General features: G+C 63.9%; 8 protein-coding genes. 7 read left to right on the top strand and 1 reads right to left on the bottom strand.

Features of this window, described 5'->3' with window-relative positions:
- Nucleotides 1-45: 45 nt before the first annotated feature.
- From pgi to SFA35_RS04250, 6 genes are all read left to right on the top strand, one after another.
- Nucleotides 46-1,710: a glucose-6-phosphate isomerase gene (pgi, locus tag SFA35_RS04275; RefSeq protein WP_320575543.1), complete on the top strand. Its 1,665-nt coding sequence runs from the start codon at nucleotides 46-48 to the stop codon at nucleotides 1,708-1,710.
- 121 nt (nucleotides 1,711-1,831) lie between these two features.
- The gene (gene acs / locus SFA35_RS04270) at nucleotides 1,832-3,769 is read left to right on the top strand and encodes an acetate--CoA ligase (protein ID WP_320575540.1); all 1,938 of its coding nucleotides are present in this window, start codon (nucleotides 1,832-1,834) and stop codon (nucleotides 3,767-3,769) included.
- A gap of 12 nt (nucleotides 3,770-3,781) precedes the next feature.
- Nucleotides 3,782-4,654: an oxygenase MpaB family protein gene (locus SFA35_RS04265; RefSeq protein WP_320575538.1), complete on the top strand. Its 873-nt coding sequence runs from the start codon at nucleotides 3,782-3,784 to the stop codon at nucleotides 4,652-4,654.
- A gap of 93 nt (nucleotides 4,655-4,747) precedes the next feature.
- Nucleotides 4,748-5,764 (top strand): class I SAM-dependent rRNA methyltransferase, encoded by a 1,017-nt coding sequence (locus SFA35_RS04260; protein WP_320575536.1) that lies wholly within the window; start codon nucleotides 4,748-4,750, stop codon nucleotides 5,762-5,764.
- Nucleotides 5,765-5,874: 110 nt separating this feature from the next.
- Nucleotides 5,875-8,811, top strand: a complete 2,937-nt coding sequence (locus tag SFA35_RS04255) for a DUF748 domain-containing protein (RefSeq protein WP_320575534.1) — start codon at nucleotides 5,875-5,877, stop codon at nucleotides 8,809-8,811.
- The gene (locus tag SFA35_RS04250; protein WP_414058493.1) at nucleotides 8,808-9,119 is read left to right on the top strand and encodes a DUF2845 domain-containing protein; all 312 of its coding nucleotides are present in this window, start codon (nucleotides 8,808-8,810) and stop codon (nucleotides 9,117-9,119) included. Before SFA35_RS04255 ends, SFA35_RS04250 begins: the two co-directional genes overlap by 4 nt.
- A 302-nt stretch (nucleotides 9,120-9,421) precedes the next feature.
- On the opposite strand, the gene SFA35_RS04245 is transcribed toward SFA35_RS04250, so the two are convergent.
- Nucleotides 9,422-9,766: a BON domain-containing protein gene (locus SFA35_RS04245; protein WP_320575530.1), complete on the bottom strand. Its 345-nt coding sequence runs from the start codon at nucleotides 9,764-9,766 to the stop codon at nucleotides 9,422-9,424.
- Nucleotides 9,767-10,071: 305 nt separating this feature from the next.
- Between SFA35_RS04245 and SFA35_RS04240 the strand changes: the two genes are divergently transcribed.
- Nucleotides 10,072-15,138, top strand: coding sequence for a dermonecrotic toxin domain-containing protein (locus tag SFA35_RS04240; protein ID WP_320575528.1), 5,067 nt, complete (start codon nucleotides 10,072-10,074; stop codon nucleotides 15,136-15,138).
- Nucleotides 15,139-15,149 lie beyond the last annotated feature (11 nt).

The raw sequence follows: 15,149 nt of genomic DNA, 5'->3' as shown, positions 1-15,149 counted from the left end.
CGTCGATTGTCCATAAGCTGGTCTAGTAAAAGGAAGCCCGCAGCGATGGCGTACTACCGTAATCCTCCTGATGTCACCACCCTGCCCGCCTGGCAGGCTCTCGTCGAGCACCGTGAAGCCATGCAGGACTTCAGCATGCGCGATGCTTTCAATGCCAACCCGGACCGCTTCCAGCAATTCTCGCTGAAGACCTGCGGCCTTTTCCTTGATTACTCGAAGAACCTGATCAACGACGAAACCCGCGACCTGCTGGTGCAGCTGGCCCGCGAAGTCGACCTCGAGCAGGCGATCAAGGCCATGTTCGCCGGCGAGATCCTCAACGCCTCGGAAAACCGTCCGGTGCTGCACACCGCCCTGCGCCGCCCGGTGGGCGACAAGCTCAAGGTCAACGGCGTCGACGTGATGCCCGAAGTGCACAAGGTGCTCAACCAGATCACCGAACTGGTCGGCCGCGTGCATGACGGCCTGTGGCGCGGCTACACCGAAAAGCCGATCACCGACGTGGTCAACATCGGCATCGGTGGCTCGTTCCTCGGCCCGGAACTGGTCTCCGAAGCCCTGCTGCCGTATGCGCAGAAAGGCGTGCGTTGCCACTACCTGGCGAACATCGACGGCAGCGAGTTTCACGAGCTGTCGGCCAAGCTGCAGGCTGAAACCACCCTGTTCATCGTGTCTTCGAAGTCGTTCAGCACGCTGGAAACCCTGAAGAACGCCCAGGCGGCGCGCGGCTGGTACCTGGCCCAGGGCGGTTCGGAGGCCGAGCTGTACCGTCACTTCATCGCCGTTTCGAGCAACAACGCGGCGGCGGTAGCTTTCGGTATCCGCGAAGAAAACATCTTCCCGATGTGGGACTGGGTCGGCGGCCGCTACTCGCTGTGGTCGGCCATCGGTCTGCCGATCGCCATGTCCATCGGCATGGCCAACTTCAAGGAACTGCTGTCCGGCGCCTACGTCATGGACCAGCACTTCCAGACCACACCGTTCGAAAAGAACATGCCGGTGCTGCTGGCACTGCTGGGCGTGTGGTACGGCAACTTCTGGAATTCGCACTCCCACGCGATCCTGCCGTACGACCACTACCTGCGTAACATCACCAAGCATTTGCAGCAGCTGGACATGGAATCCAACGGCAAGAGCGTGCGCCAGGACGGCACCCCGGTGACCACCGACACCGGTCCGGTGATCTGGGGCGGCGTCGGCTGCAATGGCCAGCACGCCTACCACCAGCTGCTGCACCAGGGCACCCAGATGATCCCGGCCGACTTCATCGTGCCGGTGGTCAGCTTCAACCCGGTGGCCGACCATCACCAGTGGCTGTTCGCCAACTGCCTGTCGCAGAGCCAGGCACTGATGCTCGGCAAGAGCCGCAGCGAAGCCGAAGCCGAGCTGCGTGACCGCGGCATGGCCGAAGACGACGTGCAGAAACTGGCGCCACACAAGGTCATCCCCGGCAACCGCCCGAGCAACACCCTGGTGGTCGAACGCATCAGCCCACGCCGCCTTGGCGCACTGGTGGCCATGTATGAACACAAGGTGTTCGTGCAGGGCGTGGTCTGGGGGATCAACTCCTTCGACCAGTGGGGCGTGGAGCTGGGCAAGGAGCTCGGCAAGGGCGTCTACCAGCGTCTGACCGGCGGCATCGAAGAGCCGGCCGAAGACGCGTCCACCCAGGGCCTGATCAAGTTCTTCCGCAGCCACCACCGCGGCTGATCGGCTCACCGCCTGCCGGCGACTCGCTTCGCCGGCAGGTATTGGCGCCCGGCGCCTTGACTCTGAAGAATCCTCGCCCACCCTTACCCTGATCGTCACATTCACGTGAAAGGGTTTTGCCATGCTCGATATCAGCGCCTACCCCGTCGCGGACAAGGTCAGCCTTGCAGCCGTGCCGAGCGAAGTCGACTACCAGCGCTTGTATCGCCAGTCCATCGATGACCCGCAGACCTTCTGGGCCGAACAGGCGCACGCGTGCCTGGAATGGACCCGCCCCTGGACCCAGGTACACCGATTCGACCCTGCCAGCGGCCAGGCCAGCTGGTTTCAGGGTGGCCAACTCAACGCCAGCCACAACTGCATCGACCGCCACCTGGCCGAGCGCGCCGAGCAGGCCGCCCTCCTCTGGGAAGGCGACGACCCTGAAGAATCGCTGACCGTCACCTATCGGCAACTGCACCGGCACGTCTGCCGCCTGGCCAACGTGCTCAAGGCCCGTGGTGTCGGCAAGGGCCATCGGGTGTGCATCTACATGCCGATGGTGCCCGAGGCGGTGTACGCGATTCTTGCCTGCAGCCGCCTGGGTGCCGTGCATTCGGTGGTGTTCGGCGGGTTTTCCGCTGATGCCCTGCGCGACCGCATCCTCGACGCCGATTGCCACACCGTGATCACCGCCGACGAGTCGGTGCGCGCCGGCAAGCACGTCGGTCTCAAGCACCATGTCGACCAAGCCCTGCTGGCCTGCCCGCAGGTCTCCACAGTGCTGGTGGTGGAGCGCACCGGCGGGCGCATCAACTGGGTGGCCGGGCGCGACTACTGGTACCACGAAGCGATCCGCCTGGCCCCGGAGGACTGCCCGGCCGAGCCGATGCAGGCCGAGGACCCGCTGTTCATCCTGTACACCTCCGGCAGCACCGGCAAACCCAAGGGCGTGGTGCACAGTACCGGCGGCTACCTGCTGCAGACCGCGCTGAGCTTCAAGACGGTGTTCGACTACCGGCCCGGCGAGGTGTTCTGGTGCACCGCCGACATCGGCTGGATCACCGGCCAGAGCTATATCGTCTACGGGCCCCTGGCCAACGGCGCCACCACCTTGATCTACGAGGGAGTGCCCGACCATCCCAGCGCCGAGCGCTACTGGCAGATCGTCGACAAGCGCCAGGTCAATATCCTCTACACCGCCCCCACCGTGCTGCGCGCCTTGATGCGCGAAGGCCCGCGCTTTCTTCAGGAGACCGCGCGGACCAGCCTGCGGCTGCTCGGCAGCGTTGGCGAACCGATCAACTCCGAAGCCTGGGAGTGGTATTTCAACGCCGTCGGCCAGCAGCGCTGCCCCATCGTCGACACCTGGTGGCAGACCGAAACCGGCGCCATCATGCTCAGCCCGCGCGTGGCCGCCCGCCAGCTCAAGCCGGGTTGCGCCATGCAGCCGTGCTACGGCGTGCAACCGGTCCTGCTGAACGAGCAGGGCGAAGAAATCCACGGCCCGGGCACCGGCATACTGGTGCTCAAGGGCAGTTGGCCGGCGCAACTGCGGACCATTCACGGCAACCCGCAGCGCATGACCGAAACCTACTACCAACCCTACCCCGGCTACTACTTCACCGGCGACGGCGCGCGCCGCGACGAGGATGGCGACCTGTGGATCACCGGGCGTATCGACGACGTGATCAACGTCTCGGCGCAACGCATCGGCACCGCCGAGATCGAAAGCGCCCTGCTGCTGCATCCCAATATCGCCGAGGCGGCGGTAGTGGGCTGTCCGCACCCGCTCAAGGGCCAGGCCATCTACGCGTACGTGACACCCATGAGCGGGGTGACTGCCGACGAGGACCTGCATCAGGAGCTGCTGACCCTGGTCAGCCAGGAGATCGGCCGCTTCGCCCGCCCCGAATGGCTGCAATTCACCAGCACCTTGCCAAAAACCCGCTCGGGTAAGATCATGCGGCGTATCTTGCGCAAGATCGCCAGCAACGAACTGGACAGCCTCGGCGATACCTCGACCCTGGCCGACCCCGACGTTGTCAGGGAACTGATCGAGGAGCGCCTCAACCGCTGAAGCGCAGGGCCCATGGAATTCATCCGCCGCCGCATCGAAACCCAGATCATGAGCCTGACCGGCCTGGCGCTCGGCCAGCTCGACCTGGAAAACCCCAAGGGCGACCCCGGCCTGTTCGGCCCTGGCTCGGTGAGCTGGCAGGTGCATGGCGATTTCACCAGCATGCTCATCGGCGGCATCAGTGCGCTGATGCTGCAGGCCCTGCACCCGCTGGCCCTGGCCGGGGTCTGGGACCACTCCAACTTTCGCCAGGACATGCTCGGGCGCCTGCGCCGCACCGGGCAGTTCATTTCCGGTACCACCTTTGGCGCGACGGGCGATGCCGACTGGCTGATCGACAAGGTGCGCACCATCCATTTGCAGGTGACCGGTCACGCCGAAGATGGCCGCACCTATGCCGCCAGCGACCCGGCATTGCTCACCTGGGTGCACGTGGCCGAGGTCAGCCACTTTCTGGCCGCGCACCTGCGCTACCGCAACCCGCTGCTGTCGGGGGCCGATCAGGACCGCTATTACGATGAGATCGCCCTGGTCGCCGAGCGCCTGGGTGCGCGTGATGTGCCACGCTCACGCATGGACGTCGCGGACTACCTGAGCGACATCCGCCCGCAGCTGCTGTGCGACCACCGCAGCCATGAAGTGGTGCGCCTGCTGCTGCACGCACCGGCGCCCAGCCTGTTGGCGCGGCCCATGGGCGCCTTGATGATGCAGGCGGGTACCGACCTGTTGCCGCGCTGGGCCAGTGGCATGCTGGCGTTGCAGCAAAACGAGTTGCAACGCCGGCTGGTGCGCAGCGGCGTACGCAGCGTGGCCCCGCTGCTGCGCTGGGCCGTGCGCAATGGCTCGGTGCAGCGGGCCCGGCGGCGCATGGGCTTGCCCGTGTAAACGGCTGCAAGGTTGGTTTTGTCCAGGCACACAGCCCAAAAACCGCCCAGCACTGATAAAATCCCGCCCATTCTCCTTCAAGGCTCCTCCAGCATGCCCCCTCTGACCCAGGCGCTCACCGCCGCCCTCGCGCAGCGCCAGCCGCTGCTGGCCCAACTGCACGCCGAGGGCACCGACTGCTATCGCCTGTTCCACGGCAGCCAGGAAGGGGCTGGTGGGCTCACGGTGGACCGCTACGGTCCGCAGCTGCTGGTACAGAGCTTTCATCAAAGCCTGGGCCGCGATGACCTGCTGGCCCTCCATGGCCAGGTGGAACAAGCCTTGGGCCTGCCCTTGCTGCTGGTCTACAACGACCGCTCGCAAGGCAATTCGCGCATCGACCGCGACGACCCGGTCTACCAGGCCACCCCGGATGCGCTGCAAGACCTGATCGGCCACGAATGGGGCCTGAACTACCGCGTGCGCGGCCGCCACCCCGGCCAGGACCCGCTGCTGTTCCTTGACCTGCGCGCCGCCCGCGGCTGGGTCAAGCAGCACAGCCAGGGCAAGAGCGTGCTCAACCTGTTCGCCTACACCTGTGGGGTCGGCCTCAGCGCGGCCGCCGGCGGCGCCCGCGAGGTATGCAACCTGGACTTCGCCGAAGGCAACCTGGCAGTCGGCCGGGAGAACGGCCTGCTCAACCCCGAGCTGGCAGCGATGCAATTTGTCCAGTCGGATTATTTCCCGGCCATCCGCCAACTGGCCGGGCTGCCCATCACCCAGCGCCGTGGGCACAAGCTACCGCCCTACGTGCGCCTGGAACAGCGCCAGTACGACCTGGTATTTCTCGACCCGCCCGCCTGGGCCAAGAGCGCCTTCGGCACCGTCGACCTGCTGCGCGACTACCAGAGCCTGCTCAAACCAGCGGTGCTGGCCACCGCTGACGACGGTGTGCTTATCTGCTGCAACAACCTGGCCCGCGTGGCCATGGCCGACTGGCGCGAACAGGTGTTGCGCTGCGCCGAGAAGACCGGCCGGCCGGTGCGCGAATGGCAGGTGATCGAGCCGGCGGCGGATTTTCCGTCACACGACCAACAGCCGCCGCTGAAAACCCTGGTCCTGCAATTCTGATTGCATGGCGCTTTGTCCTGAAAATTCCGTGACTTGAAGCCGCTGTTCTATGGAACCGCTGTCGCGTGCCATACTCCAAGCACCTTCGATCCGACAGGCGACGCCTTGCAATGGCCAAAGCTCTGAAACGCATCATCGGTACCCTGGTGGTATTGCTCGCGCTCTACAGCCTGTTGGGGTTCCTGATTCTTCCGGGTGTTGGCCTGCGCATCGCCAACCAGCAGCTGGCCAATTACTCGAACGTGCCCGCCCACCTGGAGCGCATCGAGTTCAACCCCTTCAGCCTCGAGCTGACCGCCTGGGGCCTGCACATCGGCGCTCCCGGCCAGGAGCAGATAGCCTTCGAACGGCTGTACGCCAACCTGCAGATCGACAGCCTGTGGACCGGCGCCCTGCACCTGGCCGCCGTCGAGCTGGACAAGCCGCACACCGAACTGCTGTTCGCCAGGGACGGCACGCTCAACCTGGCCGGGCTGTTCAAACTGCCACCGGCATCGCCTGAGCCGGCCACCCCGAGCAAACCCTTCCCGTTGCGCATCGCCAGCATCAAGCTGGCCGACGGCTACCTGCATTTCCAGGACCTGCGGCCCAGCGAGCCGATCGAATTCGTTTACGACTCGATGAACCTGGAGCTGAAAAACCTTAGCACTCTGCCCGACGACCAGGCCGACATGACCCTGGTCGCCGCCGGCCCCGAGGGTGGGCAGATCGAGTGGAGCGGCACCGTAGGCCTGAACCCGATCATGTCGGCCGGCAAGCTCAAGCTCAGCGACGGCCAGATGAAGGTCTGGTGGCCCTATGTGCGCGACGCGCTGCCGCTGGCACTGGAAAACGGCGTGCTCAACTTCAGCACCGAGTACCAGCTCGACCTGTCCCACGACACCCAGCTGAAACTTAGCAACGCCGCCTTGAGCGTCGCACCCTTGGCCATCAACGCCCCGGATGGCCGTCCGCTGGTGCGCCTGGCGCGGCTGGACGTCAGCGATACCGCGCTGGACCTGGCCAAACAGCAGGTTACCGTGGGTCAGATCCACAGCGAGAAACTGGAAACCTGGGCTGCGCGGGAAAAGGACGGCGAGCTGGACTGGCAGAAGCTGTTCGCCAGCCAGCCGAGCAAGGCCGACAAGGCCGCCGCGCAGGCTGCTGGCGCACCGGCTACGGCCGATCAGCCACCCGCGCCAACGCCGACGGCGGCCAGCAAGCCCTGGCAGGTGCTGCTCAAGGACGTGCAGCTGCGCGACTACAGCGTGCACCTGGCCGACCGCGTGCCCGTCGATCCGGTGGCCATCGACCTCGGCCCGCTCAACCTCGACCTGCATGACTTCGACAGCCTCGGTCAGAGCCCCTTCAGCCTCAAGCTCGACACCGGCCTGGGCAAGCAGGGCAAGCTCACCGCCACAGGCTCAGTGACCCTCAAGCCGATGGCCGCCAAACTGGCCGTCACCACCCGCGACATCGACCTGCGCGTGGCCCAGGCCTACATCACCCCGTTCATCAAGCTGGAACTGCGCAGCGGCATGCTCGACAGCGACCTGGCGGTCAACCTCAAGAGCACCGAACCGCTGGCCTTCGCACTGACCGGACGGGCCGAGGTCGACCAGTTGCACACCCTCGACACCCTCGGTTCGCGGGACTTCGTCAAATGGGACAAGCTGGTCCTCGACGGCGTCGACTACCAGCACGGCGACAGCCTGAGCATCGCCAAGGTCACGCTGCAGCAGCCGTATGCGCGCTTCATGATCAACGAGAACCACACCACCAATATCGACGACCTGCTGGTCAAGCAGCCCGCCGATAGCGCACCGCAGAGCAAGGCTGCAGTGGCCGAGGCGAAGGCCAGACCCATGGGCATCCACGTTGGCGCCGTGGCGATCAACGACGGCTCGGCCAACTTCGCCGACTTCAGCCTCAAGCCCAACTTCGCCACCGCCATCCAGCAGCTCAACGGCCAGATCGGCACCCTCGACAACCGCCAGCCGGCCCCGGCCAAGGTCGACATCCAGGGCAAGGTCGACCGCTACGCGCCGGTCACCATCGGCGGCAGCCTCAACCCATTCGACCCGCTGGCCAGCCTGGACATCGCCACCAGCTTCAAGCATGTCGAGCTGACCACCCTGACGCCCTACTCCGGCAAGTTCGCCGGCTACCGCATCCGCAAGGGGCGCCTGGACCTGGACCTGCACTACAAGATCACCAAGGGTCAGTTGCAGGCCGAGAACAAGGTACTGGTCGACCAGTTGCAACTGGGCGAGAAGGTCGACAGCCCGGATGCCACCAGCCTGCCGGTGCGCCTGGCGATTGCCTTGCTCAAGGACACCCAGGGCAAGATCAGCATCGAGCTGCCGGTGACGGGCAACCTCAACGACCCGCAATTCAGCGTCATGCCGATCGTCTGGCAGACCCTGCGCAACCTGGTGCTGCGCGCCGCACAGGCGCCGTTCAAATTCATTGGCGGCTTGATCGCCGGCGGCGACTCGCAGGACCTGGGCAGCGTCGAGTTCGCCGCCGGCAGCAGCAACCTCGACGGCCCGGCCCAGCAGACCTTGGGCAAGCTGGCTGCTGCGCTCAAGGCACGCCCGGCGCTGCGCCTGGAAGTCGAAGGCACCAGCGCGCAGAACGCCGACGGCCCCTTGATCGCCCAGCAGCGTCTGGACCGCGAATACCAGAGCAGCTGGTACAAGATCCTCCAGCGCCGCGGCGACAAGGTGCCGGCGCAGGCCTCGCAGGTGCAGGTTCCGGAAGACGAAAAACCGGCCATGCTCGAAGCGATCTATCGCACCCAGCTCAAGCAGCAGCCGCCGGCCGATTGGGCGCAGCTCGACAAGGCGCAGCGCAACGCCAGGCTGCACGATGCGGTGGTGGGTTCCTGGAGCGACAGCGTGCCGTTGCTGCGTCAGCTGGCCCAGGCCCGCGCCGCCAGCATCAAGGCCTGGCTGGTAGACCAAGGCAAGCTCGCCGACGATCGCGTGTTCCTCCTCGACGCCAGCTTCGGCCCGGCCCAAGGGGACGGCAAGGTCATCACCCCAATGCATCTGGACGCAGAATGACGAAATCAGCAGTGGCCATATTGTGCTTGGCGCTGGGCAGCTACAGCGCATTGGCCCACGCCGCCTCAACCTTGCGCTGCGCCAGCGCCATCGTCTCCACCGGCGACCCTGCCGTGGAAGTGGCGCGCAAGTGCGGCGAGCCGGTCAGCCGCTCGTTCCTTGGCTATATCGATGCGCAGGGTTATGGCGGTCGCTACAACCAGGTGCCGATCGAGGAGTGGCTGTATGGCCCGGCCAATGGCATGTACCAGTACCTGCGCTTCGAAGGCGGGCGGTTGACCGAGATTCGCAGCAAGCGCGGGGATTGATGGCGCGGACCCTCTGCGAAGTGGGGTCGTGGGAGGGGGCAAACCCCCTCCAAGCAGATCAACAGATCGGGGGCTTGGCCCCCTCCTACGACCTCGCTCAGTCAGTCGTTGCCACGCCAGGCGCGTCTCATGTGGGAGGGGGCAAAGCCCCCGAGAGGCCGCCAGGCCGGTTCGCTCTTGATGACGTCAAAGGCCCCAGAATTTGCCTGCACCCGAGCCCTCACCTACCCGCCTTCCATAAAAAAAGCCCCGGCACAGGGCCGGGGCTTGAGTGACCGGATCCTTCCGGTCTTCGCATGAACTTACTCGGCTTTCAGACCATCAGCCGATACGGCGCGTACGCCTTTGATCTTTTTGGTGATCGCCACGGCAGTGGTTTTCTGCGCTTCGGTGATCGCGACAGTCGACGACAGGGAAACCACGCCTTTGTTGGTTTCTACCTTGATGTCGGTGCCCGGAATGCCTTTTTCGGTGACCAGATCCGATTTCACCTTGGTGGTGATCCAGGTGTCGGAAACACCTTCTTTAGCCTGGGTGGCTTCGCTGGCGGCCAGCTGCATTGGGGCAGCTTCGGCGGCGAAGGCAGCGTTGCCCAGAGTCAGGGTCAGGGCGGCGGCAGTAGCGGCGGCAATAGCAAACTTCTTCATACGAGTCACTCCTGTTTTTCGAAAATTCTGCGGCCTCGGTGTCCTGGCAGCAGGGTTGCTATAGGTAGTTGCACGGGGTGTGCCACTTATCGGTAATTATAATTTCCTTAATAAACAGATAGTTATGACATCGAGCTGATGACAGGATCGTGCAGAGTGCACGCTCATCGGTAAAACTGCGTGCAAGTTGCATGTTCGCAAGATTCTGAGATTTGCGCCTCGCGCCATATCTACCGCCAGTCACCACCTGCCCCTTTTAGCCTGTCGCCTCGTCCATCTTCGGGCTACTGCCAACAGGTGCAAGCATGTCGACCATCCCCTATTTCGAAACCGAACGACTGGCCAGCGGCTTTCTCGCCGCCGTGAAGTCTGCCTATGAAACCGAGGCTATCAGTGAGCTGGAAGCTCGCTGGTTGTCGCAGATGCAAGATGAACTGCCGGTGGACATGAAGGTAGAAATGGTCACGAATGTGCACCCACTGCCCGGCGCCGCATTGCTCATCACCTACGCCGAGGCGAACAAACCTGCAGCCTATACCTACAGCGTCTGGTCAGGCCTGGCAGCTCACGATTCACCACAACTCGCCGAGCAAGCTCTGCAAGCCCCCCTGAAGGGCTGGACGGGCACTGCGCCGCGGCTTAACTACCTTGAGATGAAACGGGCCGTGTTCGATCAATGGTCTCAGCACCAGGTGCTGGTACAGACCCAACGCCTGGAACAGATGGCCCTATGGGTCGGCGAACTGCCAAGGCTGCCCGCCACCCTTGCCATCGCCCTGCAGGCTCAATTCAAGTCCTTGTTGCCTGCCTCGCAAGCCGTACATGAACACCTGTTACTGCAAGTGGACAGCAAAACCGACAAACCGGTGGCCACTTCCAGCCTCGGCGAGGCGGCATTGCAGGTACTGTGCAACCAAAACAACGAGTCGAAGGTCGAGCGACGCTATGTGGATGGCGCAGGCACGCTGCTTTCCGGCGCCGACGCCAGTGCCTGGGAGCAGGCGGTAAACCGCGCGGTGAGTGGGCTGCGGCAAACCTATGGCGAGGTGTTGAGCCGCTGGTGGACGGCTACGCCTGACGAGGCCGACATGAATCGAAGCGCTGCGGCCATGGTGATCGTTGCCGACGGCTTCGCTCGCGCCGTCCTCAATGGCCACCGCGACGGCGTGCTGGACGCCGCCCAGGCGAAGTGGATGCATGAGGCTCTGATTGCCGATTCGCCACCGGTACGACGTTTAGCCTACAACGTCGATGGCCTCGACGATGACATCCCCTACGCGGGGCTCGTGGTGCTGCCCGGGAGCGCTGCGGCCGATGACCCGCTGTTCGTCTACTCGGCAAACACGGGCATACGCCGCTTCCCCGGCGAAGCAGCGCTCAAGGAGTTCTTTCGCGAGGTGAGCCTGCAGGAGCACCGCCCACAGGGCATTTCCCCACGCCATTGGCCTGCGCTGCAAACCTCCGCTGCTCGCGCGGTCGCCCTCGAGCCGGTGACAGCCACCTTGCCTGGCGCGGTGGTGCAGTCGATCATCGAGGTCATTCAGCACAACCTCATTCATGTCCTGGGCAAGCCCGCCGGGCAGCCCGAAGCCGCCATCGCCAACTTCGACGACGCCCTGGACATCCGCGCGCTGCTTGATCGTCGTCTCGACTGCATCGATAGCGCTGGCCGCTGGATGGCAATCGGCCGACGCAAGCAGGTGCCACTCACCAGCGTGACATCGGTGACCTCTGATCTGTCCAGCCGCATCCGCCAGATCCAGGCGCTGGCCAAACGCTACGATCAACTGCGCAGCCTGCAACCCAGCATTGGCGAATGCATCGAGGGGCAGCTATCGCCCGAGATCATCACGGTCAGCGAGGGTCTGCTGGACACAGCAGCAGTGCGCCTGGTCTACGATGGCACCTCTCACACACTGGAGGAATTCTTTCTCAAGCGCCTGACGGGTTATGGCATCGGCAACGTCATCTACGGGGTCAGCCTGGCGGACGCCAAGGGTAAGCCCCTGGCCTGGCCAGACGCGCAATGGCTGCTCGGTCGCGTCGACAGCCACACCAGGACATTCAAGGAGAATTACAAGAATCGCCTGACCTATTTCGAGAGCCATACTTATCGGTGCGCCCAAGGCGTGCTGGACATCGCGCGCGAGACCCGCAAAGCCTATGACACCCTGCTGCGTGCCGATCTCGCACAAGCCAGGGATGAGGGCAAGATCGACACCACCCTGCTCGACGCACTGGCCGACCTGCTCGATCAACGCCCTCCTCCAGGGCTTGTCCAACACAGTCTCTACTTGAGTTTTTCCAGTACCCACGACCGTGCCGAGATCAGCAACTCGTTCGCCATCAGCCTGTCCGACGCCCCGCTCAAAGGCGTCTTGCAGTGGACGCCTCTGGCTGGGCTGCAGCCCTATTCCAACCTTACCTGGATGCGGCACGCCATCAATCGCACGCTGACCAGCGCCGTCGACATGCGCGAGTGGGCCACGTTGCTGGCACCTTGGGCCGGCCGGCAACTGGTGCGCGAGTCGGCGCTGCCGCCTTCGACAACGCAACGTGCGCAGCTGGTGATAGAGCCAGCTGCAGGCAATCTGGTGAGCAACCTGTGCGCCTCCGAACGCATCCGGCACAAGGCCCAGGCGGCCGAGGATCTGACCCTGGCCACGAGTTGCCGCTTCGATCCGCAACTGTTCCGCCGCTACCTGACCAGCCGTGACGACCCGCTGACCGTTGGCATACGCGGCTCCAGCGAAGCGCTGTACAACACCCGTTTCAACTTCACCCTGCCCAAATGGCTGACCAGTGCCTCGGCCACTGACCTGCGCATCTATGAAGCCCTGCTCGACCGTTGCGCGCAGATGGCCACCCCGCAGTTGAGTTACCTGTTCGGCGTTCCGGACACCTTGTCGTATGCCCGCGAAAAATTGAGGGCCGCACTGCTCGCCGACGATTCGAATTATCCGGACGATTCCGACCAGATCAGCGTGACGCTGGCTCACTATGAAACCGAGTACCCGCAAACCGGCCAAACCCCCGGCATGTTGCCGGCGCATACATCGCGGGTGACCAGAACCCTGACCGAGTTTTCGCTGACCCATTTCACCGAATTCTCCACGGCTGCCATGTACGTAGGGGTCGCCCAGCCTGGCAAGACCGTGCCCGATCCCAGCTACCTGCGCGACCTGGTGACGCGTGTGGATGTGGGCACTTCCTATCAGCAGCTGCTGGCGGACAAGCTCAGCAGCAAAGACCCTGATTTTCAAAAGCGCCGTCAACTCTTTACGTTGGGCATGCACCCCAACCTGATGGCCTGTGCATTTCAGGCGCGCATGGAGAAAAGCCTGTCGCGCACCGCCGCGCATTATTTTGCGCGCGTCCTGGGCTCTCCCGATGCTCTGGCGCGCGAACCAGTGGACGGCGTCGCCCTGCAGTTCGGACCTCTGCAGCTGCAGGCCGGAAACATGCAGCCGGACACCGTGGACAGCCTGTTCGTGGTGGCGCCCGTAGACCCCCTCAAGGGCCCTTTGGTGCTGTATGCGGCTTACCGCGACGACTATATTCTCACCGAGTTCACCGACCGCGCCGACCTGTTGAAGCGGCTGCACGACGACAAACGTCTGGAAGCCCTGGTGCTGGACAACCTCGGCGTCACCGAGCGGGCACGCTACAGCCATGGCGGCCTGGTGCGGCCGAATATGCTGGTGGGCCCTGAGGACAACTTCACCTTCGAGCCTGACCCCGGCCTGACTCGCCTGGTCCTCGAGCCCATCAAAGGCAACGTCTTCCATTACTTGTTCGAGCAGAACAACAAGACCCTGATTCACCGCGCCAGTTTGCGTACCGTCACCTCTGGCCAAGCGAAATGGCAAGTCTGGCGCGAAATGCTGCGCCTCAGTATCGAGCAGGCCACAGTGCTGGCGCCCAGGCCGTTGGCCGTGTTGATCAACCTCTGGCAGGCGTTCGAATGGTTGGAGGCGTCGCTGCAATCCGCCAGAAAGCGCAGTTGGGGTCAAGCGTTGGCGGAATTCACCACGGCTCTGGCCAGCTTCGCCACCCTGCACGACCCGCATGCCAATACTGCCCTGGACCGCGTCCCCGGTCCGCGCGAAATCGGCCCGGACAAAAAGCCGGCGCCCAGCGAACCGCTGATGACTATTGCCATGGAAACTACCTCGCAACGCCTGAGCCGGGAGTTCGAGGCACACGACGTCGTGCTTGACGGGTTGTCCTTCGACCCTGCTACCCGGATCTATTCATCGCGCGACGGCACCCGCAGCTATGTACCGCTGGACGGCAAGGTCTATGAAGTACGCAGTCTCGACGCGCGCTGGTACATCATCAAGGGCGACCAGACCGGGCCAGCCATCCGCCTGCGCAGCGACGACCTGTGGGAGCTGCAAATGGGCCTGCGCGGCGGCAACGAAGATCTTGTCGCGGCACTGGAAATCGCCCAGATCGAAGCAAACATACCTAAAGTTTTCACGGTGCAGGGCAATGGCATCGCTGAAATAGCCAGCAACCATTACGGCTACGCCTTACAGATACAGACAGCGCATGCCCTGGCCGTTCGCATGCTCAGTACCACCTTGGGTAACCTCTTTGCCTGGCATACATGGGAACCCCTGCCGGAGATCACTCGCGACATTCTGCGCAGCACGTTCGGCGAGGAGCCGAACGAGCGGGTGCTGACGAGGCTGCGATCCCACTGCAAGGCCCTGCTTGATGAGTTGCTTGGCCCTAACATGTCGCCACTGACGTCCAACCGCTATGTCAGCGGCTACAACGTCCCGGGCCAGATCCCGCGAATCGCCCTCACCTACCGAGGCGACGCGAAAAAACGCATATTCCTCACCGAACTGTTCTTCAAGATCATCGATGACGTACGAATGAACAGCATGGCGCGCGACGTCGACCTGCTGGCCCATCATCAGGCCAGTACGTTGCTGCACGAACTCAGCCATCTGGTCCTGAAGACCGAGGACATCGCCTACGTAGATGCCATCGTGCCTTCGCTGGACGTGCTGGAACGGAGCACGCCCAGCAGTCTGGCCTTCTATAACCGCGTCAAGGACGCATGGGAAAAAGGCTTTACCGCCGCCACGCCGCCTGACCAGTTGTTCAAGGTCCATGATATCTACGGCCTGCGGGACCTGCGGACCAGGGATGGCAGTGCCAAGGCAGCGGTCCTGCGGCTCAGTGGCACCACCACGCTGGATGAGGCCCGGGAGGTATTTCGCGACAACGCGGAAAAACGCGCCGACATGATTCTGAGCAACGCCGACTCCCTGGCATTGCTGATCAGCCGGCTGGGCCAGAGTTCGACTTTGGAGGTGGAACGGGCCGCGCAAGCGCAAGCGGAGAATGGCAAATAGACCGACGCCAG

Source organism: Pseudomonas sp. HR96 (assembly GCF_034059295.1).
Taxonomy (GTDB): Bacteria; Pseudomonadota; Gammaproteobacteria; order Pseudomonadales; family Pseudomonadaceae; genus Aquipseudomonas.
This window is presented reverse-complemented; position numbering and strand designations above follow the sequence as displayed.

Coding starts and splice junctions, on each gene's coding strand:
- pgi (WP_320575543.1), top strand. CDS start 46: ATGGCGTACTACCGTAATCCTCCTGATGTCACCACCCTGCCCGCCTGG.
- acs (WP_320575540.1), top strand. CDS start 1,832: ATGCTCGATATCAGCGCCTACCCCGTCGCGGACAAGGTCAGCCTTGCA.
- SFA35_RS04265 (WP_320575538.1), top strand. CDS start 3,782: ATGGAATTCATCCGCCGCCGCATCGAAACCCAGATCATGAGCCTGACC.
- SFA35_RS04260 (WP_320575536.1), top strand. CDS start 4,748: ATGCCCCCTCTGACCCAGGCGCTCACCGCCGCCCTCGCGCAGCGCCAG.
- SFA35_RS04255 (WP_320575534.1), top strand. CDS start 5,875: ATGGCCAAAGCTCTGAAACGCATCATCGGTACCCTGGTGGTATTGCTC.
- SFA35_RS04250 (WP_414058493.1), top strand. CDS start 8,808: ATGACGAAATCAGCAGTGGCCATATTGTGCTTGGCGCTGGGCAGCTAC.
- SFA35_RS04245 (WP_320575530.1), bottom strand. CDS start 9,766: ATGAAGAAGTTTGCTATTGCCGCCGCTACTGCCGCCGCCCTGACCCTG.
- SFA35_RS04240 (WP_320575528.1), top strand. CDS start 10,072: ATGTCGACCATCCCCTATTTCGAAACCGAACGACTGGCCAGCGGCTTT.